General features: G+C 67.1%; 13 protein-coding genes and 1 pseudogene. 7 read left to right on the top strand and 7 right to left on the bottom strand.

Annotated elements, in window-relative coordinates; all coding sequences use genetic code 11:
* Window positions 1-365 precede the first annotated feature (365 nt).
* From JNX00_RS20460 to JNX00_RS20435, 6 genes and pseudogenes are all read right to left on the bottom strand, one after another.
* Window positions 366-2192, bottom strand: a complete 1827-nt coding sequence (locus tag JNX00_RS20460) for a DEAD/DEAH box helicase family protein (RefSeq protein ID WP_204743522.1) — start codon at window positions 2190-2192, stop codon at window positions 366-368.
* A 30-nt stretch (window positions 2193-2222) separates the two neighbouring features.
* Window positions 2223-2732 (bottom strand): annotated as a pseudogene (locus JNX00_RS22435) (hypothetical protein).
* A 126-nt stretch (window positions 2733-2858) separates the two neighbouring features.
* Window positions 2859-4556: a hypothetical protein gene (locus JNX00_RS20450; RefSeq protein ID WP_204743521.1), complete on the bottom strand. Its 1698-nt coding sequence runs from the start codon at window positions 4554-4556 to the stop codon at window positions 2859-2861.
* Entirely contained in the window at window positions 4553-6211 is a 1659-nt protein-coding gene (locus tag JNX00_RS20445) for an ATP-binding domain-containing protein (RefSeq protein WP_204743520.1), read from the bottom strand. The genes JNX00_RS20450 and JNX00_RS20445 overlap by 4 nt, the downstream gene beginning before the upstream one ends.
* On the bottom strand, window positions 6208-7989 hold the full coding sequence (locus tag JNX00_RS20440) for a DUF1998 domain-containing protein (protein ID WP_204743519.1): 1782 nt from the start codon (window positions 7987-7989) through the stop codon (window positions 6208-6210). The genes JNX00_RS20445 and JNX00_RS20440 overlap by 4 nt, the downstream gene beginning before the upstream one ends.
* Window positions 7986-12620: a DEAD/DEAH box helicase gene (locus JNX00_RS20435; protein WP_204743518.1), complete on the bottom strand. Its 4635-nt coding sequence runs from the start codon at window positions 12618-12620 to the stop codon at window positions 7986-7988. Before JNX00_RS20435 ends, JNX00_RS20440 begins: the two co-directional genes overlap by 4 nt.
* 556 nt (window positions 12621-13176) lie before the next feature.
* Between JNX00_RS20435 and JNX00_RS20430 the strand changes: the two genes are divergently transcribed.
* Together JNX00_RS20430 and JNX00_RS20425 are read left to right on the top strand one after the other, a co-directional pair.
* Entirely contained in the window at window positions 13177-15333 is a 2157-nt protein-coding gene (locus tag JNX00_RS20430) for an efflux RND transporter permease subunit (RefSeq protein WP_345774092.1), read from the top strand.
* 4 nt (window positions 15334-15337) lie between these two features.
* Window positions 15338-16774: an efflux transporter outer membrane subunit gene (locus tag JNX00_RS20425; protein WP_204743517.1), complete on the top strand. Its 1437-nt coding sequence runs from the start codon at window positions 15338-15340 to the stop codon at window positions 16772-16774.
* Between the two features lie 39 nt (window positions 16775-16813).
* Here the strand turns inward: JNX00_RS20425 and JNX00_RS20420 are convergent, their stop codons facing one another.
* Complete coding sequence (locus JNX00_RS20420) at window positions 16814-18700, bottom strand: hypothetical protein (protein ID WP_204743516.1); 1887 nt, start codon at window positions 18698-18700, stop codon at window positions 16814-16816.
* Window positions 18701-19003: 303 nt separating this feature from the next.
* On the opposite strand from JNX00_RS20420, the gene JNX00_RS20415 reads away from it, so the two are divergent.
* From JNX00_RS20415 to tcuB, 5 genes are all read left to right on the top strand, one after another.
* Window positions 19004-20305, top strand: coding sequence for an FAD-binding oxidoreductase (locus JNX00_RS20415; RefSeq protein WP_204743515.1), 1302 nt, complete (start codon window positions 19004-19006; stop codon window positions 20303-20305).
* Between the two features lie 53 nt (window positions 20306-20358).
* Complete coding sequence (locus JNX00_RS20410; protein ID WP_204743514.1) at window positions 20359-21099, top strand: SDR family oxidoreductase; 741 nt, start codon at window positions 20359-20361, stop codon at window positions 21097-21099.
* An 85-nt stretch (window positions 21100-21184) separates the two neighbouring features.
* Window positions 21185-22150, top strand: coding sequence for a LysR substrate-binding domain-containing protein (locus JNX00_RS20405; RefSeq protein WP_204743513.1), 966 nt, complete (start codon window positions 21185-21187; stop codon window positions 22148-22150).
* 100 nt (window positions 22151-22250) lie between these two features.
* Window positions 22251-23666: an FAD-dependent tricarballylate dehydrogenase TcuA gene (tcuA, locus tag JNX00_RS20400; protein WP_204743512.1), complete on the top strand. Its 1416-nt coding sequence runs from the start codon at window positions 22251-22253 to the stop codon at window positions 23664-23666.
* Window positions 23653-24828 carry a tricarballylate utilization 4Fe-4S protein TcuB gene (gene tcuB / locus JNX00_RS20395; protein ID WP_204743511.1) on the top strand — a complete coding sequence of 392 codons (1176 nt, stop codon included), beginning with the start codon at window positions 23653-23655 and terminating at the stop codon, window positions 24826-24828. Before tcuA ends, tcuB begins: the two co-directional genes overlap by 14 nt.
* Window positions 24829-24844: the final 16 nt, after the last annotated feature.

The raw sequence follows: 24844 nt of genomic DNA, 5'->3' as shown, positions 1-24844 counted from the left end.
GCCGAGCCCGAATCGGCCGATCTGGTTGCCGCGCTTCGGCGAGGAATGCGAGCTCAGCAGCGCACCGACCCCGTCATGGCTCAGCGGAGCTCCGGTGTTGGCCACGTAGAGGCGACTGCCCCTGAGCAGCACCTGGACGCGGCTGTGGGAGGGTGCGGCAAAGCCGGACTCGTGCGCCTCCAGGATCGCATCGGCTCCGTTCTGGACCAGCTCCAGGATCTGGCGGTAGCCGTAGCCGCCGGCCATGACCGTCTGCTCGATCCCGTGATGCTCGCGGATCAGGGACTTGTGCGCCGTGTAGGCACTCAGCAGCCCGTGGTTGTGGAGTTCGATGTAGGACCGCAGCTCTGTCGCAGTGTCGCCTGTCATCGTGGCTGCCCCCGCCGGGACGGCGCTGCCGTACCGCCCTCCGACCAACGGCCGATGACGCGCTCGTAGCTGAGGATTCCCTCGGGCAGGTCGTCGTCCTGCACGTCGATTACCCTGCACGATAGCGTGCCGCCGTTCTTCGGGCCGCGCAGCCCGCGTCCGACCGTCTGCTCGTACAGCGCTGCGCTCATGGTCGGTCGCGTGATGACCACCGCACCGACCTTCGGCGCGTCGAAGCCGGCTGCAAGCACGCCGACCGTGCAGAGCACGCGAGGGCCGCCGCGCTCCCGGAACTGCTCGATGACGAGTGCTCGCTCTGCGCGCGGCGTGGCGGAGGTGATCGCCGCTGCCGTTCCCGCGCCGCAGGCCGCATCGATGCATGCCGCAAGCATGTCCGCATGCTCGATGGAACAGGCGAACACCAGCGTCTTGCACGTCGAGCCGAGCCGCTTGACGCGCCTGAGGATCTCGCGGTTGCGTTCGCCGAACCTGGCCAGCTGGTCGAGGTACTCCGCGGGGATTTCGTGGAACCGCTCGACATGGTCCCGCTGTCTTGCCGTCATCGGCGGCACGTACGGAATCCGGATACGTTCCGCCATGACGCGCGAGAGGATTCCCCGGTCCTGCAGCCGGGATACCGGCCTCGTTCCGAGCTCCGCAGGCGTCACGAGATGGCTGCTGAAGAATCGGCGCAGTGCCGCATCCTGTTCGTCCGCCTTGCGCCACGGCGTTGCCGTCAGTCCGACGAGCAGCGGCGCCCCGCCGGCAGGAAGCCACCGGCGATCGGCCTTGAATCCTAGGGCCTCGAGGACCGTGCGGAACTCGTTCGTGATGACGCCATGCGCCTCGTCCACGACGGCGCACGCGAACCGTCGGCGCTTCAGGCGTTCCAGGGCCTCCGGCGATCGGCGGGACCAGCTGGCGAGCTGGTCCACGCTTGCGATGAGCACCTCCGGCCCCTCGCCTTCATCGCCGATCGTGGCAGGGTCCCGTCCGCCCCAGCGGCGCACCAGCCGAAGCGGCTGTATACGCCGGATGGACGACTTGCCCTCCCGGCGCGGAGGCACCTGCCACACCTCCCGGAAGCACTCCCACGCTTGAGCCTGGAGCTCGGCGGAGTGAGCGATCCACAGCACCGTGTCCGCGCCACCCTTGCCGGCTGCCTCTGCAAGGTGATCGCAGATGGCCTCCACTACGACGCGGGTCTTGCCCGCCCCGGTCGGAAGGGACAGCAATGCGGTCCGACCTCGGGCGCGTCGCGCCAGCAGCTCGCGCAGCCGCGCATATGCGCCGCGCTGGAAATCGTGAAGCGGCGGCAGCGGCTCGGACGGCACGACGTCCTCATCGTTGAGCTGCAACGTTCCGTTGCGCTGCCAGACTACGGCGGGCAGTCCGAACGTCTCGCAGAACAGCCGAGCCCATGTGCCGCCCTGGTGCCAGTACGCGGCGACGGCAGTCGGAGTGCTGCCGCGCTGCGAGGCGTTCCGGCGGACAGCGATGGTCTTCTGGCTGTCCAGGGCGGCGTACGCAGTCAGGAGGCGCGACCATGCTGGTCCTGAGGCACGCCGCAGCAGCTGCTCGCGGATCCAGGGTCCGCACTTCGGAGCCTGCATGACTCCGTGCCCTAGCATATGGGCAATGCGTGCCGCCTTCGCGACCTTGCTGGCCGCACCGGTCGCCTCGACGCCCGCGAGGGCCTCGTCTATCGCACGCAGACGCCGGCGCAGGGGGCGCCCCCCGGAGGTCGCCAGGAACTCCTGCCAAGTGGCCGACGGAATTCGGCGCAGGACCCTCACTATCTGATCACGGTCACCTTCCTCCACGCTGCGCCTCCCGTGGGACTTGTCGCCAGTTCAGGCGACCTTGAACACCTTCATCACCTCGTCCCCGAGGTGGTTGATCACTTTGACTGCGATGCGGCCAGACTAGGGCTTGCCGAACGGACTCGAGGTGTTGATGTTGAGCGTGGCCCACGCATCGACGTCGATCTCGGCCTTCAGCGTCGTCTTCAGCGCCTTGTACGGATCGCTGGCGCCCAGGAAGTAGGCATGGCGGACGAAGAAGCTCCAGTCGGCCGGGTTGCGAAGCGCTCGCCACTTGTCGACTTCGGCGCGCACGCCGTTGATGATGGCCGAGTGATACTGCGTGTTCTGGGTCGACAGCCCCTCGTCGAAGAGCAGCGACTCCTGCTTGCCGGCGACTTTCTGCTTCTTCAGTTTCGGGATGGGCATGATGAACTCGGCCGGGCGGCGGGACTCGACGATGCGCTGGGTGGACTGGCCGGTGGCATCCAGCTCCCAGAGCCGCGTGGGAGCGGCATAGGGGGAGTTCAGAATGGGCCGCGGGAAGAAGTCGTCGCTCATCGTCGTCCTCCTTGCCGTGCTCCGCTGCTCATCCCGCGACTCCGCGTCGTCGCCCGCTTAAGGCGGCGAACAGGCTCGCACCACAGGGCCAACCAGAGCCCGCTCGTCGGGCGGGCGGGAGACCGCTCAAGGCTGTGCATCCTTGGCACGGGCTACCTTTGTCGCTGCCCCTTTGGGGCGGGCCTTTCGCGGCGCCTTGGCAGGCGCAACGCAGAGCTGGACCGCAGCCTCCAGGGCATCGGCGACGAGCTTCATGTCGTCGCCGACAGGCAGCGAGGGAACCTCGCACGACAGGAACCATCTCTTGGTGGTGTCCTGGCGCGCGTACCAGAGGCGACCTCCAGCCTCGAACGATGCGGCGATGTCCTTCCCTTTCCTCAGCTTCTCGCCCTCGGCGAAGTGGAAACGCAGAACTGGGAACCGTCTTGGTGGGTTTCCTGCTTCGGCATGCAGGACTTCCACCGTGTGCTCCGCCGAAGGTAGTCGAACCAGCCACGAACGTGGATTCGCTCCCGACCCTGCCACCTCGTATCCGGCCCGCATCAGTTGCTCGAGCCAAGCCTGCTGGATGGGGTCCATCTCCGCGGCGCGAGGGGTCTTCCACTCGGCAAGGACCACGTCACCGATCGAGAGGACTTGGACGATCTCGGCATCGCCGCAGCGCTCAGTCGCGCGTACGAGCGGGGCCTCGCCATTCACGACTTCCGGCCATGCTCGCAGGAGTGCAGCAATCGCCGCGGACAGCTTGTCCACCAAGCGCCGCTTGTTGTCCCACGAGTCCCCGATCACTCCGACCTTCAGACCGACTAGGAACGACGCAGTTGCCGCGACGCGCGGCCCCGCCGGCTTCTCCGCATTCAGGAACGTCAGGAGCGCCGCGGCGTCGTCCGCAAACGCGCCAAGCAGCGCAGCCCGGAGCAGGATCGACCTCTCGTCGGATAACAGGTCCCCGTTCAGTTCGATCTGACCTCGTCCGACATCCCTGGCTACATCGAGCCACCGCCCGGCCACCTCGCCGACCCGATCCTCGGGCTTTGAGAGTGCTTTGAATTTTCGGGCCATCGATTCGACGATCTCGCGCGAAGAGCGGCCTTCCGATCCGGCGAACGCGGCAAGTACGGCATCGACAAGCTGCAGGACCGGCGGGTGCAGGCCTTGGCTCAGATGTCGAAGGAGGGCCTGAAGGTCAGGCTCCTGCTGAACTGAACCGTGCCCGCTCCCCCGGACGAAACCGAGGATCGGTTCTCGGGCGGCTTCGTGCCGGTTACCCACCTCGAGCAACGTGAAGACGGCCGCAACGATGCGGTCCGCGAGTCGCCCTATCGCTACGGCGGGACTATCTTCAGGATTTCGGAGCATGAAACGAGCGTCACCCGGCAAGCCGAACAGCTCGGGCTCGACGCTCCAGGCAAGGTCAACTGGGTCGAACTCCTCGACAGGGCGATACCGGAACGCGTCGGCCTCGTCCTGACTCCGAAACACGAGACGAAGCACGTCGACAAGTCGGATGATCCTTGGCGAGGTTGCGTCCGGTTCGCCATCGAGCTCGATGAGCAGCGGGAACCGCTCTGGGGCAGCGCCGCAGATGAGTGCGCCTTCCTCTTCCCGGAGACCTTGAGACACGACGACGACGCCCGAAGCGTCGACAGGCAAGCGCACTGTCCGCTCGGGGAACCAGTGCGAGATGCATAGCCCTCCCAGCAGAAGCAGAGCGTCCTCGCGATTGCACGGGAAGAAGGCTCGGCGACTCCCGATGGAGCCGCCAGAGGGCTGCTGGGCGCCAGATGCCTGTGCACCACACGGCACCGTATCTTCTTCCTTCAAGGCTTTCTCCACCAGGCTGCGCGCTTTTCCGAGTAGGCGAATCCTAATGGCTTGAGCTTGCCTTGGAGCCGCAGATCGCCCTCTACCCATATGGCACCGCCATTCTCGCTGCGATCGTCGACGACCAGCGACTCGCTCCGGACCACGCGCGCGAGCGCCTTTCGCCAGTCCTCCTTCGGCACGCGCTTGGCGACCTCGGACGCATGTGCTGCACCGTCCGAGGTCGCGACAGGTTGGGACGGAGTCATGGCCGATGAGCCGTTCCCGGCGAAGCCCTCACGTTCAAGCACTTCCGGACCGGGCAAACAACTGGTGTAGGGGGGCGGCGCACCTCCGATGTCGAAGTCAGCCAAGTGAACCCACTCACGGGCTCGCGATACCCCCACGAACATCTGCATCCTGAACCTGTCGAGACCGTACAGACCTACCCTTGCCTCGCGCAGCCCGACGATCATCACTGCATCGAACTCGAGACCCTTGCAGCTCTGCATGTTCAGCACGGTGACGACATCGCCCACGTCGAACTGCAGGTTGGCCACCGGGTTCTGGTCGCGGGACTTCCACGAGTAGGTCTGCACGGTGATCGATCGCCCCTTCGTGCCTTGCAGCGCGGTCGTCAACTCGCGCGTCAGAGCATCGCGCGTGCCCTCGTCGAACACGAGCACACCGGTCTCCTTGCCCGGGTTGTTGCGAACCCAGTTCCGGATCCGTTCCACCGCCTGCGCTCTCGAGCGCAGCATGCTGAAGACCGGCCGCTCGGAGGACCTCGAAGGCAGTCTAGGAAGAACTCCGACATCGTTGAAGAAGGATCGCGCAAGCTCGGCGATCTCCCTGGAGTTGCGGAAGTTGTCCAGTAGCGTGTATCGGTGCTCGGCGGCAACTTTCAACGCCGTGGCGATCTCCTCCAGTGTCGAGTTGTCTTCCGTGATCTGCTGGTTCTCGTCGGCGAGAACGAAGCATCTGGGCGGATGCTTGATCCTCCCCTTGCGAGAACCCGCGATAGCACACATAACCTGCAGCGTCTTGTAGAAGCCGGGCGGAAAGTCCTGCCCTTCGTCGATGAGCAGCGTGCCGATATCGAGGGCGTCGTCCGGAATCGAGTCCTCGTGCTGCAGGATGTGCTTTGCCACCTCGTCCCAGGCAATCCGGTACGCATTGCCGTCCACGATCGGCGGCTCGTGCCAAAGCGTCCACTTTCCAAAGGCTTCTGGCGACGCGAAGTACTGCTCGGCAGATATCTGCCACGCGCCGGGCCGTCGGCCCCAGGGCCGCCAGGCGTTCTTGGACCATGTCGCTCCGGCCTGCCTCAGCTTGTCGTTGTCTTCGAACGGCGCTTGGATCAGGATCTGGCCGCCCACCGAGTTGTTGGGGGGCAGACCCGACCGCTGCCACCATTTCCTGAACCAGATCACTAGCGTCTGCGACTGCATATCCCCTTCGCCTGACGCATTGGACGAATACTTGGCTAGGACCCGATTGAACATGCCAAGCACGTAGGGCGAGCCCCTCTTGCCCAGCTCCTTCGCCCGCAGGCAGGCGATCAGCGTCTTGCCGGTGCCTGGGGGGCCCTGGACGAGGACATGCTTGTCCGTCGGCGCGTACAGATAGACGCGCTTCTGTTCCTCGGTGAGATCACGGATCCTCGGCAGTCTCACGCGCGCTCCGCCATGGCAAGCAGCCCCCAGCCCTCGTCGAACAGCGTCCGTCGATCGAGCAGCGTGTTTGCATGTGTGCAGCTGGTCTCTGATACAAGGCTACAGGCGTGGCATGCAGCGCGGTTGAAGCCGCCCAGTCCCTGCCCAGCGGTCTCCGAACAGACCGGGTCCGAGGAGCACCAACGCCCCTGGTCCACGGCTTCAGCGATCGATTGCGCCAGTCGGTCGCGTCGCCCTTGGCGCACGAGACCACCCAGGGAGCCTTCGGAGTCGCCGTCCGCCGTGTAGATCATGATGCCCGCGTGCCCCTGATCGGCATTGAAGTACAGGCGCTCGCGTAGCGACGAGGACGAGTATCCGCACTCAAAGGTGATGCGCCTCAGCAGTAGATGCGAAAGCGTGTGCATCGCGATGAAGGCCGGATCGACCTTGGGCAGGAACCAGAAGTTCTCGGCCGTGCGCTTGCTCTCTAGTTCAACCAGTTCCGCCGTCTCTGCAGCGGGGATTGCAGCGCGCCAGCGCTGCAGGAGATCGCTGTCCAGTTCCAGCAGGATGCCTTCGCCATAGGTCTCGGCCGCGGGAAGCCAAGGCTGCGGCGCACCGACGTCGGGCTTGACCATGGCGTCTAGGTCCCCGGGCTCGACCCGGTGGAACCCGAGGTACGCCCTTACCTCGCGCAGCCGCCGGAGCAGGAGCACTCCTTTGACCAGTCGCTTCATCCACGGTGGCGCGCTCGCGGCGAGTTCCTCCGCCACGGCCGCGAATGTCGGACCGACGATCTCGCCGGAACGCAGAGCGGCCTTAAGTGTCCTCCACTCCTCGTCCAGCAGCTGCGCCTGGTCGATCGGACCCGATTGCGCCTCTGCGGCGCCTTCGATGGGCCGGCCTTCCGCGTCTGCACGGGCGATCTGGTGCGCGACGGCGACATCGCATCCGACCGCGTTCGCGACCAGCTCGGTCAGGCTCTCGACCAGTTCGCGGGCGCCGTCATCAGCGCTCCTGAGCAACTCGACGATGCGCTGGTATTTCGGATGGGCCCTCACCTGAGCGGCGAACTCGGCTGCCGGAACTTCGACCGCATCGCCCGGGATGTCCAGCGCGGACACGGTGCTCGGATAGTGGAGGTTGGTCGCTCCCCGCTGCAGCACGACGACATCGGCATTGCACTCATCACGCTGGCCGAAGCGCCAGGGGTGCCTGCCGCTGCAGGAACCGAAGACTTCCTTGACAAGCGACTTGTTGCCCAGATCCTCCAGGGTCCTGTAGCTCCCGCACTTGCAGGACACCATGATCGATGCCAAGCCGGCGGTCGCTGCGCCGGGCACCACCTTGAAAGATATGGCGTCAGGAATCCTGCATCCCCGGTTTCCGCGAGGTCCGCTGTGGGCCCAGTACCGCCAGTCGACATCGTCGAGGTGTCCGCGATCGCAGGCGGCGACGAAGCGCATCGCAACTAGCGGACCTCCGCACGCGGCCTCCGGACAGATCGGCTCGCTGTCCGGCTTCTCCATCTCGACCTTCCAGTACGTCACCTTCCGGCACTTCTCGCAGAACATGGCCCTCGGGAACCTGCGCACCATCAGGCTGGGGTTCTCCTCGGTCGGGGCCTTTAGCGCCTTGTGCAGCCGGGCGGACAGGCGCTTCAGCTCGACGATCCGAAGTTGCCCCTGTCGCCACGTGTCAATGCCCGGGACGACGAAGGACTCCTTGCCGACGTCGACGATTGCACCAACCCCTGCAACGCCAGCCACCGCGCTGGACCGGATCTCTCGCTTCATCGCTGCACCACCCCCGCGGAATTGCCCGCGTTTCCTGCTTGCTGTATGGGCACGACGAGCCTCAGAGGAGTGTCGACATGCCTCAACGACTGAAGGGTCTCCCAGCCTTCGCCCGGCGCGCGGAACGGCCTGATGAGCGGGTGGTTCTGCCTCCCTCCGCTCTGGAAGCGCAGATTGGCACCCCACCGAGCCGCTCTGTCGCACCAGTCACCGATGAATCGATCCATGCATGCTGCACTCTCGGCCGGGTCTCCGTCGGCGGCTGCCGCTACCCGCCGCAGGAAGTCGCTCGCGAGTGCACGGATTTCGTGCTCGGCCGAGCTGATCCGCGACGCATGCCTGTTGTCGTGCAGCGTCGACACCATGCGCACGAGCGCGAGGAATGCGCCGTGCAGCCCGCGATCCTGAGCTGGCAGGGCGAACGGCGTGACGCTCGTCGGCTCCACATGACGGTAGTACGCAGGATGGAAGGACCGAAAGAACTCGTAGTGGGATCTGTCACGCGGCTTCGACGGCGAGAAGAGCGCCAGCACGATCCCCGGGGGGCGCGCGCTGTCTCGCCCGACGCGGCTGGACGCCTGGATGTACTCGGACACGGTCTTCGGCTGACCGTTGACCAGCATCAGGCCGAGCCGCTTGACGTCCACACCGACCGAGAGCATGTTCGTGCAGGCGACGAAGTCCAGCGTCGCTGGGTCAGGCAGGCCAACGCTCAAGTGATGCAGCGCCTCGGGGATCTCGGAGTCCCTGAGATTTGCCGATAGCTCCTTTACGCCGTTCGGCTTCAGCTGCCTGTTCTCCCCCAGCGCGCGCAGCCGCGCCGGAACGTCGTCCCGCGCCAGTGACAATGTCTTGCCCAACTCCCGCTTGCTGTTGTGGTACGCGACGAGGGTCCAGTAGGTGTCCGCCTTTTCCTGGAACTTCGCCCTTGCCGCTCCACCGGCGGCCAGCAGCGCGGTCGAGACGATGACGTTCGAGAAGGTGGGCGTGTGCCCCTGCCCCATGGCCCCGACGTACAGCCGGCCCGCCTTGCCCGTCTGCGAGCGGGAGAAGAACGAGTCCGCCGCATCGAGCCCCGGCGGCGGGAACAGCGCCGCGTCGCGCCCGTACAGTTTTCTGATCTGGTCGTCGGCGCGCCTTATGGTCGCGGTGGCACATATGTACTTGGCTGGCCGCCCCAGTTTGGTGATGACCGTGTCTATCGCCGCCTCGTAGATTCCCGCGATCGTGCCGAGCGGGCCGGCGATCAGGTGAAGCTCGTCCTGTATCACCAGGGATGGCGGCGCGCAGTCGCGCCCGACGCCGAAGAACGCTCGCGCGTCATCTCGCCAGGCAAGCATCGCGAACTTGTCGACCGTCCCGAGCAACATCGTCGGGGGCGATTCGTACAGACGATCGTCGACGTAGTCGATAGGAAGTCCGCCATGGAACGAGCAATCCGCGTTTGGGCAGAACACCTTGACGCGGCCTCCTTCCTGCCGGAGGCCAACGCCATCGGATCCTTCGCCCTTGCTCGGCGGGACGATAGGAGTCGCGCAGACTGGACAGCGCTTTAGAGGCATCCTCGTGCCTTCGACCCGGCCCACCGTGGACAGGATCTTCTCGAGGTCCGCGACGGCTTCGCGATCGCTGTTCGGCGAGGAGTCCTGCCCGACCCATAGTCCCAGGCTGAACGGTGCGCCCCCGATGGCGCCGGCCCTGCGCAAGGTCTCCAGCGAGCAGATTAGGCCGCCAGCGCGCTCGAACTGCTGGATCGTGAGCAGCCGCAGGGTGTAGCGCTTGATCACCGCTGTTCCAGCGCCACGATCGCCTTCCACGAGACGCCGACGGATCATCTCGAACGCAGCAACGGCAAGGTACGCCTCCGTCTTGCCGCCGCCGGTCGGGAACCAGATCAGGTCGACCACCGAGCGATCCGCGTGCTCGGGATTCCACAGGCCTCTCAACGAGATAAGGAAGAATGTCAGCTGGAAAGGACGCCAAGTGAAGGCGCCCTCATCCAAGGCTGACGTGTCGACATCCAGAAAGGGCTGTGTCGGCAAGCGGTTCTCGTTGGCAGCCGCTCGGGCAAGGTTCAGCAGCATCGCCCGGTTGGCCTGACGGAAAACCCGGAGCGCAAGCGCGTCAGCTGCCAGGAGACCGGCGCCATCTTCCAAGCGTGATATGACCGCATCCAACCGCGCGATGACCCTTCGCTTGGGGGCGTCAAAGCGTTCCGCGACCCTTGTTACATGGAGCGCGTCGCGCCATGCCTTGTAGGCAGCGATTAGGCTGCGGATCCCCGGGGCCGGGTCGAAGTCCTCTTTCTGCAGATTGACCATCGACAGGGCCGCCTCCGCCGCTCCGGGAAGCCCGTCGATCCGCGTGGTCACAGGAGGGACCTCAACCGAAGGAACGTGGTCGATAGCCACCCAGTCCACTGCCTCGTTACGAGCTGTCGGCCAGGCTGCGCTGCAGCCATGGCCGACGGCGTGCGTCGGCCGAGATCGGTACTGGAGCGCGAGTTCCTCGGCCTCCGCGTCCATGCTGATGCTGGGCGCATCGGGATAGGCCGGAACGCCACGCTCCGGTGCGCATCGCATGGCGATCTGGAAAAGGATGTCTTCGACATCCACTGGGCTGTCTTCCTCGGTCTGGCGCTCGTTCACCAGCGAAACCGTGGCAATCAGGACCCCCCGGGCTCGCCGCATGAACAGTTGGACGCTTGCGCGACCGTCGAAGACCAGCTGCCTGTGCCGGCCAATGGTCGTGGCGAATTCCACCGACTCCTCACCACCCTGCGCGGGCAGTGGGCGTCGCTTCCATGCCCAGCCCGGGCCGGCTCGCTTGCGCTGCGCGCCTTCCTCAGCGCCACCGTCGGCGAGAACCTCTGCGGGGGTTCGCTCGTATCTGCCCCCGGAGACTGTCACTCGCAGCTTCTTCTCGTCCTCGGACAGCGCAAATGTCAGGCCGACGGATGCAGGCAGTCGCTGGAACAAGAGATCCATGGGCGACTCGATCTCGGGCGAGTCCTCGTCGTCGCTCTCGTCATCTTGGAGCTCCTCCTCGTCGGCAATCGCTACACCGGCGCTCGCGCCGCGTGGGAACAGCATTCCCGTGAGATAGGCGTTGTGAACGTCGATGACGGTTGACAATGACATGCGCCTGCCTTTCGGGCAGCCGTCCACGCGCTGAACGTAGTAGCCCCAGATGGCCTGCAGCGAATGGTCCCGAAGAAGGAATGGCGTGCCGGAAGCCCGCCCAGGCGCGGGCTGTTGAGGCTCGGTGGACCAACCTTCGCCCGTAAGAAACCTGCACCAGTCAGCGACGAGATCGTCGTTGTCAACCCGCACGTACCAAGGCCGAGCGTGTCCCACCTGGTCCAGTCGCAGCATCGAGTTGGCCCTGTGCATGGCCTTCATCCCTGATTCCCTTGCCTGCGTCGGAAAGGTGTTTCGGGCGCGAGCGGCGGTCGGCGTGAACCCACGGGCATCTGGCTCCTCGACAGAAATGGCCGACGCACCTGCCGTGACTTGGTGATCACGGTCGACCTGGGGAAGGAGGTCGACGACGCGAATCACTGGCTGCCAGGCATCGGCCTCCATGCGAGTTGACCTGGCACGGTCACGCAGGGGTGACAGGAGCTCGACGGGCCAAGGCACGAAGTAGCTCGCCTGAACCGCCAGATAGATCTGGCCCGGGTCTACGTCCCAATGCTCACGGTCCACGAGGTGGTTGATCGCGACGTGCAGGCCGCCGCGCTTCAGATCCAGCGTGAGCAACTCGCCGTGCAGCGCCTCTTCACCGATCGCCAGCGTCATGGCGCCACGCGCGCTCAATCCGGTGAGCAGAGAGATGGCCTCGACGATGGTGCCGGGGGACTGCACCGCCAAGCGCGCGCGCAAGTCGGCTTGGTAAATGGCCATTTGAGCCGGCGTCAACTGGCGGTGGTTGCGTACACCTGCGCGATCCTTGACGTTGGCGCTTAGCGCGGTGGCACGGATATGGGTCTTGTGCTCCTCCCCAACCTCTGACAATTTGAAGTGGGTGGGCGCTCGCCTACCGAGGCGCTGGGCCACGATGGCTTGCAGTCGCTTGACCTTACCTGCGAAGGCCTTGCGCCAGTATTTGCCGACGCCCAGGGCGCGAAGATCGGCTGCCGTCTCTGGTCCCTCGTGACCAGGCGCGGGAATCTTCTTCAGGTCGCGTCGCAGCAGCTTCAGGTAGTCCACCTGCAGGCGTCGGCCCTGTGCCAGTGCCAGCGCGAGCTCCGCGCCGAGCGCGACAGGGATCTCAAGGCAGCGAGGATCCAGCTCTGTGCACAGGGCCCAACTCCCGTGAGTGCCCAAGCGCCCGGTCATGTGCGCGAGCGGCGTTCCATCCAGTGGGATCTGGCGCTTGGCGTATGCGGCCAATTGGTTCGTCAGTTCGAATTGGCGGACCTCCGCGTCCCGATAAAATTCGTGTTCTTGAGCGTAGGCCACTAGTGCGCCAGCCATGGCATACATTGCCTGGCTGAAATTGGGCTGATCAGGCGGTACATCAATGCAACCGAGCAGCCGTTTGGCAAGCCCATCGAGTTCGGGTGGCAGGCTTAGAAAGAATTCGTCTTGTGGACTGGGAACGGCTTTCAGGAATCCAGGGTGTGACACTCAGGGAGCTCGCGACTGTTGTTTGTCGCTCGCCTTATCCCTGCCCATCAGAGGATTCGACTCGCGACCATTCAATGGCTGTCGCGTGAAATCCATCACAGTCCAATCTGGTCGTCCTGATGAGGAGGTTCGCGCGTCAGCTCCCTACAAGATATGCGAGGGATGGGGCTCCCGCCAAACCGCCCTTGGGCCAGATGCTGTCAAAATTGTAATTACGATATCTCTTTTACAATCAACGACTTGCGCGTGAGTTTAGTTTTCTGCCGGAATTGAGTAGGGCGTGTGAACTGTTCTTATTATTTCCGAAGGAAAATGTGCAGAATCCTGTGCTTTCAAAAACTAGTACCCGGGCGGGCGACGAACGGCATTTGCGTTCTTGCAGATAACCATTTGCATCGCATGGTTATTCTGATGTGGTGATCGCTGCCATTCAGGATGGGCTATGGTCATACCCTGTAGGTGTACCGCTGGGTAAGCCTTTGAGGTTTTTGCAGCGAGTTTGTGACATCTGAAGTGCTGTGGTCACTGACAGGCACTAATTGATGTCACAACAGAGATGCGCCAAGTCGTTGATCTGATTGAACAACGCCTGCGAATCCTGATTAACGCATCTCGAAATCGCTGTATCTACGCAGCGATTGCCTGGGCTCCGAAGCCGATTCCCGCGCTGGCCCTGCCGGTGTCGCTGGTCGGCGCGCTGGCGGCCATGTGGTGGCTGGGCTTCTCGCTCAACAACCTGTCGGTGATGGCCTTGATCGTGGCCGCCGGCCTGGTGGTGGACGACGCCATCGTGGTGCTGGAGAACATCCAGCGCCACCTCGAGCGCGCGCGCGCCGCTCTGGCCGCCACCGGCCGGCGCGAGATCGGCCGGCGCACCGTCTGGCGCGCCGCCTTCACCGGCGCGGGCGAAGTCGGCTTCACCCTGCTCGCCATGAACGGCGCGCTGATCGTGGTCTTCGTCTCCACCCTGTTCATGGGCGGCGTGGTGGAGCGCCTGTTCCGCGAGTTCTCCCTCACCCTGGTGGCGGCCATGCTGATCTCGCTGGCCGTGTCGGTCACGCTCACGCCGGCGCTGTGTGCGCATGGCCTGCCGGCCGGCCCGCGCACGCGCGCGCCGGGCCCGCTGGCGCGCCTCATCGCCACCGCGCTGGCCGACGTGCAGGCCGGCTACGCGCGCAGCCTGGCCTTCGCGCTGCGCCACCACTGGCTCACCCTGCTGCTGCTCGTGGGCACGGTGGCGCTCAACGTCTGGCTCTACGTGGCCATCCCCAAGGGCATGCTGCCGCAACAGGACACCGGCCAGCTCAGCGGCTTCGTGCGCGGCGACGACGGTTTCTCCTTCCAGGGCATGCAGCCCAAGGTGGAGGCCTACCGCCGCCTGCTGGTGGCCGACCCGGCCGTGGCCGACGTCACCGGTGTCAGCGGCGGGCGCACCGGCACCAGCAATTCCTGGTTCCGCATCCGCCTCAAGCCCCTGGCCGAGCGCGGCGAGCCGGCCTCGGCCGTGGTCGCGCGCCTGCGCGCCGCCGCGCCGCCCATCGCCGGCGGCATCCTGTTCGTGTCGGTCGATCAGGACATCCGGCTGGCCAGCGGCGGCGGCGACGGCGAGTACCTGTTCGTCATGCGCTCCGATTCGCTGGCCGACCTGCGCCAGTGGACGCGCCCGGTGGGCGAGGCGCTGCGCGCGTTGCCCGAGCTGGCCGGCGTGGACTTCGGCGCTGGCGAGGACGCGCAGCAGGTGGTGCTGCAGGTGGACCGCGAGGCCGCGCGCCGCCTGGGCGTGGGCATGGACACGGTGACCACCGCGCTCAACAACGCCTTCTCGCAGCGCCAGGTGGCCACGCTGTACGACGCCCTGAACCAGTACCGCGTGGTCATGGAGGCCGACCCGCGCGGCAACAGCGAGCCGAGCGCGCTGGAAGAGGTGCAACTGCTCAACGGCGCGGGCCAGCGCGTGCCGCTCAGCGCCATCGCCACCTGGCGCTATGGCCTCACGCGCGACCGCGTGCAGCACGACGCGCAGTTCGCCTCCGCCGGCATCAGCTACGGCCTGGCGCCGGGCGTGAGCCTGCAGCAGGCGCAGGCGGCCATCGAGCGCGCCGTCAACGGCCTGCTGCTGCCCACCAGCATCTCCACCGGCGAGCGCGCGGGCGACCCGAACAGCCTGCAGGCCACGCTCAAGCGCCAGCCCTGGCTGATCCTGGCCGTGCTGGTCACCGTCTACCTGGTGCTGGGCATGCTCTACGAAAGCCTGCTGCACCCGCTGACCATCCTGTCCACCCTGCCCTCGGCTGGCGTGGGCGCGCTGCTGGCGCTGCGGATCTCGGACACCGAGTTCAGCCTGATCGCGCTGCTGGGCCTGTTCCTGCTGATCGGCGTGGTGATGAAGAACGCCATATTGATGATCGACTTCGCCCTCGCCGCGCAGCGCCAGCGCGGCCTGGCGCCGCGCGACGCCATCCACGAGGCCGCGCTGCGCCGCCTGCGCCCCATCCTCATGACCAACCTGGCGGCGCTGTTGGGTGCGGTGCCGCTGGTGCTGGGCCTGGGCGAAGGCTCGGAACTGCGCCGCCCGCTGGGCATTGCCATCATCGGCGGCCTGGCCATGAGCCAGCTGCTCACGCTCTACACCACGCCCGTGGTCTACCTGATGCTGGAACGGCTGCGCGCGCGCCGGGGCCCACCCACCGCGCCCGCCGCCACCACCGCCTGACGCCATGCCCTTGTTGCCCCTGTCCGCTTCCTTGCCCCGCCGTCTCGCGCTCGCGGCGCTGCCGCTGTTCCTGGCGGCCTGCGCCAGCGGCGGCCGCGAGGCGCCCGCGCCTCGCATCGAGCTGCCCGCCAGCTTCCGCCACACCAACGCCAACGCCGAGGCCGCGCCGGCCGGGCCGCGCGAGCCCATCGCCCCCGAGTGGTGGCGCGCTTACGGCGACCCCGAACTCGACGCCCTGTTGCGCCGCGTGGCCGAGGCCAATCCAGAGCTCGCGCAGGCCGAGGCGCGCTGGCGCCAGGCCCTGTCGCAGGTGGACGCGGCGCGCGCGCTGGCGCTGCCGCAGCTCGGTGCGGGCGCGTCGGTCACGCGCAGCGGCGGCGGTGCCACCAGCAGCGGCGCCAGCGCCGGCACGCGCCGCCTCTACGACGCCGGCCTGGATCTGTCGTGGACGCCCGACCTCTGGGGCCGCGTCGCGCGCGAGCGCGAGGCCGCTGCGGCCGGCGCCGACGCCCAGGCCGCGCTGCTGGACGCCGGGCGCCTGGCCTTGCAACTGGCCGCCGCGCAAGGCTACGTTCGCCTGCGCGCGCTCGACGCCCAGTTGGCGCTGCAGGCCGAGGCCGATGTCGCCTACACGCGCTCGCTGCAGATCACGCGCCTGCAGTACGAGGCCGGCCTGGTCGCGCGCGCCGACGTCATCCAGGCCGACACGCAGCTGCAATCCCTGCGCACGCAGGCCTTCACCCTCCAGCGCCAGCGCGCGCTCGAGGCCAATGCGCTCGCGCTGCTGGCCGGTGCCACGCCCACGGACTTTCCCGTGGCGGCGCGGGAAGGCGCCTTGCCCGCCGTGCCGCCGGTGCCCGCCGCGCTGCCCGCCGAACTGCTGCGCCGCCGCCCCGACCTGGCCGCCGCCGAGCGCCAACTCGCCGCCGCGCACGCGCGCCTCGGCATCGCGCAGACGGCCTGGCTGCCGGACCTCACGCTGTCGGCCAGCGCCGGCTGGCAGGCGTCGAGCTTCGCCCGCTGGCTCGACACGCCCTCGCGCGTGTGGTCGCTGGGCCCGCGCCTCGCGGCCACGCTGTTCGACGGCGGTGCGCGCCGCGCCAATGAGGCCCTGTTCACCGCCGCCTACGACGAGCAGGCCGCGGCCTGGCGCGCGGGCGTGCTCGCCGCCGTGCGCGAGACCGAGGACGCGCTCGCGCAGCTCGCCACCCTGGCCGAGCAGGAGCGCCAGCAGGCGCGTCTGGTGGAACTGGCCAACGAGAACGAGCGCGTGGTCGGCTACCGCTACGAGGCCGGCGAGATCAGCTTCCTGGAGGTGGCCACCGCGCAGAACCTGGCGCTGTCGGCGCGCCGTGCCGCACTGGACGTGCGGGCCCAGCGGCTGGCGGCGAGCATGGCCTTGGTGGCGGCGCTGGGGGGCGGCTGGCAGCCGCCGCCGTGAGTGCCCATGCCGTGCGGCAGGGCCGCGTCAGGCCAGCTGTCATGGGCCCGTCGGGGGTGCCGAATCCCAGGACCGCACGCACAGCTTGACCGACAGCTCCGGGTCAAACCAAGGGATGGGACCGCTGGGCGCCTGGATCGACAGGCCGAGGACCCGGTCTTCCGGGCGGCTCTCGGCATTGAAGAAGCGCGCCGCTGCTTCGGTGGAGACCAGGGCGGGTGACAACAGGAAGCCGGTCTGGCCCGCCTCGCGCAGGTACCGGAAGTCGGCACTTCCCGTCGGGGTGGCCATCGTCATGCGAAGAGCGGGGGGGCCGGTCAGCACGCCCAGGATCCGCCCGAGCCAGGTGCTGGCGACCTCGATCTCGGCCCAGACCGCTTGATCCGGACCCACCCAGGGAACCAGCACGGGCTGATCGAATTCCACGTCGGACGTGCGGCACACCTCGGACTGGGCCAGCGGCGACGCACGGCGCGTCAACAGCAGGGCGTTCGGTGCCTGCCGGTCCAGCCGGTAGTGCCGGCGGTAGGCACCCAGGGTGAGCGGATCTTCCAGCGCGGCGTAGCGGCCATCGATGGGCTCGACGCTGAACACCACCGACCGCGGCGCCTGCGGGCTGGCGAGGAAGTCCGCGTTGCGCTCGGACATATGGCGGCTGGTCGCGAAATAGGACTGAAAGGCGGGCCGTGTGGCGATCGGCAACCCGGACGCGTACGCCAGACTGAACTCGAAGGGGAAGACATCGATGGGACCTTCGACATCGGCAAACGGAATGGCCGAGCGCGCCTGCGCGACCGCCATCGCCTGGCGGCGGCCCAGTTCGGCGTTCAGTAGGGTCTCGTAGCCGGGGTCCACCACGCGGCGGATGCGGTCCTCCACGGTGTGGACATACCCATTGATGAACCCTCCCTGGTACAGCGATGCCGTGATGTAGGTGACCAGCGAGGCCGCTGCAACGGCCACTGCCCCGATCACGCGCCGCTGGTTGCGGGTCATGCGGTCGACGCTGGGACTCCAGAGTTGGACCAGGCATACGAAGGCCAGCGCGAGAAACGCGTTGCCGGGGTGGGCGCCATGCCGAACAAAGCCCATCTTGTAGGCGACCAGCAGATACCCCAGCGTGAGGAGGCCCAGCACTGTGCTGGCGGCATGGGTCATGCGCAGGGTCGTCGCGACCAGGACCGCCGCGCCAACGATGAAGGCACCGTGCAGTGCAAACGGCGCGGGCAGTCCCATATCCGCGTTGTAGGCCAGCGAGACATCCACATAGCCGCGCACAAAGTCGGCGAAGCCTGAGACCTGCTGGCCGGACAGCCAGAACAGCAAGACCAGAGACAAGCCGAAACACACGGGGACGACGGGCCTGTAGTCCCGCACGCTGAAGCGGTAGAGGCTCGCCAGGGCAATGGCGGGCACGGTGAAGAACAGGGCATTCGCCTTCACCAGGCAGGCAAACGCCGCGCCGAATGCGAGCAGAACGGACAGCGCGAGTTGCGCCGAATGACCTGGCTGCCTGCGGCACTCATGGTGACACAGCAGCAGGGCCGGCAGGAGCAGGTACACATCCCGCCACATCAGCAGGTGCAGGGTCAGGCCACACCAGGCCAGAAGGGCCCAGGCACTCCGGATGCGCAGTACCGAGAAACAAGCAATGCCCAGGATCAGCAGGTAGACGGCCCGGTAGAGCAGCTTCTCCTGATGGGATGATACGGAGTAAATGGCCGATTCAATAAAGGACAAAGGTCCGTAGTTGAATAGGATCTGGCTGCCGTGTTGAAGCCGGTTCTCGTGGGCGTACACCAGCATCGCATGCCAGGACAGATCGAGCCCGCGCATGGACGGTGCATAGATCACATCGAGCAAATAAGCCAAAACGAACAGCGTTCCAAACACCGGCACGGCGAAAGAGAATATTCGGGCTTTCATTTCATCGTGGTGTCGATCGATCGTTGACTAATGTTTGGAAAGCCCGCGTGAGTTCTCTGTGCCAGCGATTGGGCTAGGCGGCGCGCATGGTAGCATCGACAGAATGCGTCTACGCCACCTCTCAATTGCAATGCTATTTCGAGACATCTGGCGTCAATGCATTTCCCCTGACATCTGTTCGAGTCCATTCATGCAATGTGTTGGTGATGGCCTCATCCGGGCCTTCGGCCGCGCCATGGCTGTCGGGTCGGAGAGGCGCGCCGCCTGGCTGAACCACGAATGCGTTGTGGCCGGGGCAGCCTGATGGAGTTGCACGGCTGGGGTCGCTATCCGAGGCAGGAAGCCCGGGTGGTCGAGCCCTTGTCGAGACAGCAGTGCCTGCGTGCGGTGCCCGACGCCCTGCCACTCATTGCGCGCGGACGAGGCCGCAGCTACGGCGACAGCGCGCTGGGACCACGGGTTCTTTCAACACGCTACCTGGATCAGCTTCATGCCTTTGATCCGGCGACGGGTTTGCTGTCCTGCGCCGCGGGCACTTCGCTGGACGACATTCTGCGAACCTTTGTCCCCCGTGGCTGGTTCCTGCCGGTCATGCCCGGCACACGCTTCATCACCGTGGGCGGTGCCATTGCCAGTGACGTTCATGGAAAGAACCACCACCGCGATGGCACGTTCAGCGCGCATGTGGCGTCCCTTCAGATTCTTTTGGGGAATGGGGAGTGTGTCGGTGCTTCCCCATCGGACAAGGCCGAGCTGTTCCATGCCACCTGTGGCGGGATGGGGCTGACCGGCGTCATCGTGTCCGCCGTGTTGCGGCTCAAGCGAATCGCCGCCAGCGATGTCCTGGAGACACGGATCAAGGCACCCAGCCTCGACGCCGTGCTCGAGGCATTTGATGCGCATGCCGCAAGCGCCTACTCGGTCGCCTGGATCGACTGCATGGCGCGCGGCGCCAGCCTGGGGCGCTCCATTCTGGTGACGGCTGAGCCGTGCGCTGATGGCCCGCTGGTGGCCCGGCAGGTCAAGGCCCCTGGCGTTCCCGTTGAAATGCCTTCGGGCCTGCTCAATCGCTCGGTGGCCAGGGCGTTCAATGCCACGTATTACCGGCGGGCACGCGCGCGGGCGCAAACGAAACGAAAGCCGTTCGAGTCATTCTTTGCGCCATTGGATGCGATGGCCGGGTGGAGCGGCTGGTATGGCCGACCGGGATTCCTGCAGTACCAGTTGGTGCTGCCCAAGGCGGCGGGCGCGACCGGATTGCGGGACATACTCCAACGCATTGGCCAGTCCGAACGGGGCGCCTTCCTCGCCGTCCTGAAACTGTTTGGCGACGCGAACGCCAATCCGTTGAGCTTTCCCATGAAGGGGTACTCGCTGGCGGTGGATTTCAAGGCGGAAGGGCCCGTCTTCGAACTGCTCGACGGCTTGGACGGCATCGTCACCGCGCTCGGCGGGCGACTCTATCTCGCCAAGGACGCTCGGATGAGCGAAGCCACATTCAAGGCGGGGTACCCACGGTGGCAGGCGTTCGAGGAGGTGCGCGCACGCTGGCACGCCCATGGCAAATTCATGTCGGCCCAGTCCCGTCGGCTGGGTCTGGCCTGAGCGATGCGCCCGGCCCCGCAACGCCCTGCACGTTCATCCCCAGTCCTCGAAACATGAGCAGGATCTTGATCATCGGTGCGACATCGGCCATAGCGAAGGCGACCGCGCGCCTGTGGGCGTGCGAAGGCCATGCGCTCTACCTGGTCGGGCGCGACGTGGACCATCTGCACGAGGTCGCGGACGATCTGAGGGTCCGTGGCGCTCGATCGGTCGCCTGTGCTGCCCTGGACGTGAACGACCTGGCACGGCATGCCGAGGTGATCGACGCCGCCGCCGGCGCGCTGGGGGGGCTTGACGTGGCCCTCATCGCCCACGGCACGCTGGGGGATCAAAAGGCCTGTGAGCAAGACGTCCGGATCGCGCTCCAGGAACTGAACACCAACGCCATCAGCGTCATCTCACTGCTCACGCACCTGGCCAACCGGTTCGAAGCGCAACGGCACGGCTCGATGGTCGTTCTCGGTTCGGTGGCCGGCGAACGTGGCCGGCAGTCCAACTACGTGTACGGCACCGCGAAAAGCGCGGTGTCGACGTTCCTGCAAGGCGTGCGCAACCGCTTGCACCCGTCCGGCGTCCAGGTGCTGACGATCAAGCCTGGGTTCGTGGACACGCCGATGACGGCCGCCTTTGACAAGAAGGGGCCGCTTTGGAGTCCCCCGGACGCCATCGCCCGTGCCATTCTCCGCGGGGTGGCCAGGCGACGCGATGTCGTTTACGCGCCGTGGTACTGGTGGGGCGTGATGTTGGTCATCCGGTCGATTCCCGAGCGCCTCTTCAAAAGACTGTCGCTCTGAGCCGTCCAGCCGGTGCCTCCCCGACAATGCGCGGCGTGGTGACCGCTGCCTGTGGCCTGGCCAGCGGCGCCCACGAGAGGCACCCATGGAACTGAGGCAACTGCGCTACTTCGTCCGCATCGTCGAGCTCGGCGCCATGAGCCGCGCGGCGGCGGAACTCGACATGGTCCAGTCCGCGCTGAGCCAGCAGATCAGCCGGCTGGAAAGCGAGCTCAGCACGCGCCTGCTGCAGCGCACGCCGCGCGGCGTGTTGCCCACCGAGGCCGGCATGGCCTTCTTCCGCGAGGCCAAGCTCACCCTGCGCCACGCCGAGCAGGCCGTGCGCGCCGCGCAGGCCGCGCGCCTGTCGGGCTCCGTCAGCGTGGGCCTGGCGCCCACCACGGCGGCCGTGCTGGGCCTGCCGCTGATGCAGGCCATGCGCGAGCGCTACCCCGACGTGCGCCTGCACCTGGTGGAGGGCATGTCCGGCCATCTCGCGGCCCAGCTCAAAGCGCGCGAGCTCGACCTCGCCGTGCTGTTCGATCCGCGCGCGGGACAAGGTGGCCCCGTGCCGGGGGACCGCTTGATGGACCGCCAGCCCCTGTTCACCGAGGACATCTTCCTTGTCACGCAGGCCAGGCGGCGGCGACGCAAGCGCCTGGCGCTCGCCGACCTCGGCGACGAGCCCCTGATCCTGCCCACGCACCCGCACGGCCTTCGCCTGACGCTCGACGCCGCCTTCGCGCGTGCCGGCATCCGCCCCCAGGTGGTGATGGAGGTGGACTCCTTGTCCATGGTGATGGCCGCCGTGGACGCCGGCCTGGGCAGCAGCCTGCAGCCCTACGCCGCCGTGCACGGCGTCCCCGATGCGCAGCAGCGCCTGCGCCTCTCGCTCATCGACGACGCCCAGGTGCGCCGCACCAACCTGCTGTGCAGCTTGAGCGAGGACGAGCTCTCGCCCGCCGCCCTGGCCACGCGCGTGGTGGTGGTGGACTGCGTCAAGCGCCTCATCGGGTGCGGTGCCTGGCCCGGCACGCGCCTCTGGTCGCCAGACAGGCTTCACAAAGACTGATACCCCCATGCCAGGCGCCCGCTTCCCGGCGAAGCGGCACCAGCCTAGAGTGCGGCCATCGCCGGCGGAAGGCCGCTGGCGGCTTTCCCGCGAGGCTGGTTTGGAACCCGATGTCCTGGTCATCGGCGGTGGCAACGCCGCCCTGTGTGCCGCGCTCATGGCGCGCGAAGCGGGCGCCAGCGTGCTGCTGCTCGAAGCCGCGCCGCGCGCCTGGCGCGGCGGCAATTCCGCCCACACGCGCAACCTGCGCTGCATGCACGACGCGCCGCAGGACGTGCTGGTCGACGCCTACCCCGAAGAGGAGTTCTGGCAGGACCTGCTCAAGGTCACCGGCGGCATCACCAACGAACACCTCGCGCGCCTGACCATCCGCGCGTCGTCGACTTGCCGCGACTGGATGCGCCGCCACGGCGTGCACTTCCAGCCGCCGCTCTCGGGCGCGCTGCACGTGGCGCGCACCAACGCCTTCTTCATGGGCGGCGGCAAGGCGCTGGTCAACGCCTACTACCGCAGCGCCGAGCGCCTGGGCGTGACGGTGCGATACGAAGCGCCCGTCGAGCGCCTCGAGCTCGAGGACGGCCGCTTCGTCGCCGCCCACCTGCGCGGTGGCGAACGCATCGCCGCGCGTGCCTGCGTGCTGGCGGCCGGTGGCTTCGAGTCCAATCGCGACTGGCTGCGCGAGGCCTGGGGCCAGAACGGGCGCGGTGAATGGCCGGCCGACAACTTCCTCATCCGCGGCACCGCCTTCAACCAGGGCGTTCTGCTCAGGCACATGCTCGACGACCACCGCGCCGACCGTGTCGGTGACCCGACGCAGGCCCACATGGTTGCCATCGACGCGCGGGCCCCGCTGTACGACGGCGGCATCTGCACGCGCATCGATTGCGTCTCGCTGGGCGTGGTCGTCAACCGCGAGGCGCACCGCTTCTACGACGAGGGCGAGGACTTCTGGCCCAAGCGCTACGCCATCTGGGGCCGGCTGGTGGCCCAGCAGCCGGGGCAGATCGCCTATTCCATCATCGACAGCCAGGCCATCGGCCGCTTCATGCCGCCCGTGTTCCCCGGCGCAAAGGCCGACAGCCTGCCCGAACTCGCGCGCCGGCTCGGCCTGGACGAGACCACCTTCATGCAGACCCTGAGCCAGTACAACGCCGCCTGCCGTGTCGGCCATTTCGACCACGCCGCCCTCGACGATTGCCACACCGAGGGCGTGTCGCCCGCCAAGACGCACTGGGCCCGGCCCATCGACACGGCCCCGTTCTATGGCTACGCACTGCGCCCCGGCGTCACCTTCACCTACCTGGGCCTCAAGACCGACGACACCGCCGCCGTGCGCTTCCATGACCGGGCCAGCGAGAACCTCTTCGTGGCCGGCGAGATGATGGCCGGCAACGTGCTGGGCAAGGGCTACACGGCCGGCGTGGGCATGTCCATCGGCACCGCCTTCGGGCGCATCGCGGGCACGAACGCGGCCGCCGCCGCCATGAAAAAGGGAGCGCGACATGCAGTCGCTTGAAGCCCTCACGCGCGACGCGCGCGCCCTGGCTCAGGGTGAGGCCGTGCCGGCCACGGGCCCGGAGGCCGAGGTCGCGCGCCAGCTCCAGATCTGCAACGCCTGCCGCTACTGCGAGGGCTTCTGCGCGGTCTTCCCGGCCATGACGCGCCGGCTCGAATTCCCCAAGGCCGACGTGCACTTCCTGGCCAACCTCTGCCACAACTGCGGCGCCTGCCTGCACGCCTGCCAGTACGCGCCGCCGCACGACTTCGCGATCAACGTCCCCAAGGCCATGGCCCAGGTGCGCGGCCAGACCTACGCCGACTACGCCTGGCCGCCCGCGCTGGGCCGGCTCTACCAGCGCAATGGCCTCGTGCTGTCGGTGGCACTGGCGCTGGGCCTGGCGCTGTTCCTGCTGCTGGCCGCGGCCTTGCAGGGCTCGCTGTGGGCCGGCGCGCCACGCGGCGACTTCTACCGCGTCTTCCCGCACCAACTGCTCGTGGGCATCTTCCTGCCGGTGTTCGCCTTCGTGGTCTTCGCGCTCGGCATGGGCGTGCGCCGCTTCTGGCGCGACATCAAACCGGTGACCGGGGGGGTGGATGTGGCGGCCCCCGCCGCCGCCGAGGCCACGCACGACGTGCTGCGCCTGAAGTACCTGGACGGCGGCCACGGCGAGGGCTGCCCCAACGAGGACGACGCCTACACCCTGTCGCGGCGGCGTTTCCACCACCTCAGCTTCTACGGCTTCCTGTTGTGCTTCGCAGCCACCAGTGTGGGTACGCTGTACCACTACCTGTTCGGCTGGGTCGCGCCCTACGACCTGCCCAGCCTGCCCAAGCTGCTGGGTGGCGCGGGCGGTGCGATGCTGATGCTGGGCACGGCGGGCCTGTGGCGCCTGAACCGCCGGCGCGATCCCGCGCATGGCGACCGGGCGCACAAGCCCATGGATTTGGGCTTCATCGCGCTGCTGTTCCTCACCGCGCTGACGGGCCTGCTGCTCTGGTGGGGGCGCGGCACGCCCGCGATGACCGTGTTGCTGTGCGCGCACCTGGGCGCGGTGATGGCGCTGTTCGCCACGCTGCCGTATGGCAAGTTCGCGCACGGTGTGTTCCGCACGGCGGCGCTGCTGCGGTTTGCGGTGGAGAAGCGCTTGCCGAATCCGGTGGGGCTGGGGGCGGACTGAGGGCCGGGCCGCTGCC

This window comes from Hydrogenophaga sp. YM1 (assembly GCF_016903055.1).
GTDB classification, from domain to species: Bacteria; Pseudomonadota; Gammaproteobacteria; order Burkholderiales; family Burkholderiaceae_C; genus Hydrogenophaga; species Hydrogenophaga borbori.
Note: the sequence above shows the minus strand (reverse complement) of the source record. Positions and strands in the feature narration are given on the sequence as shown.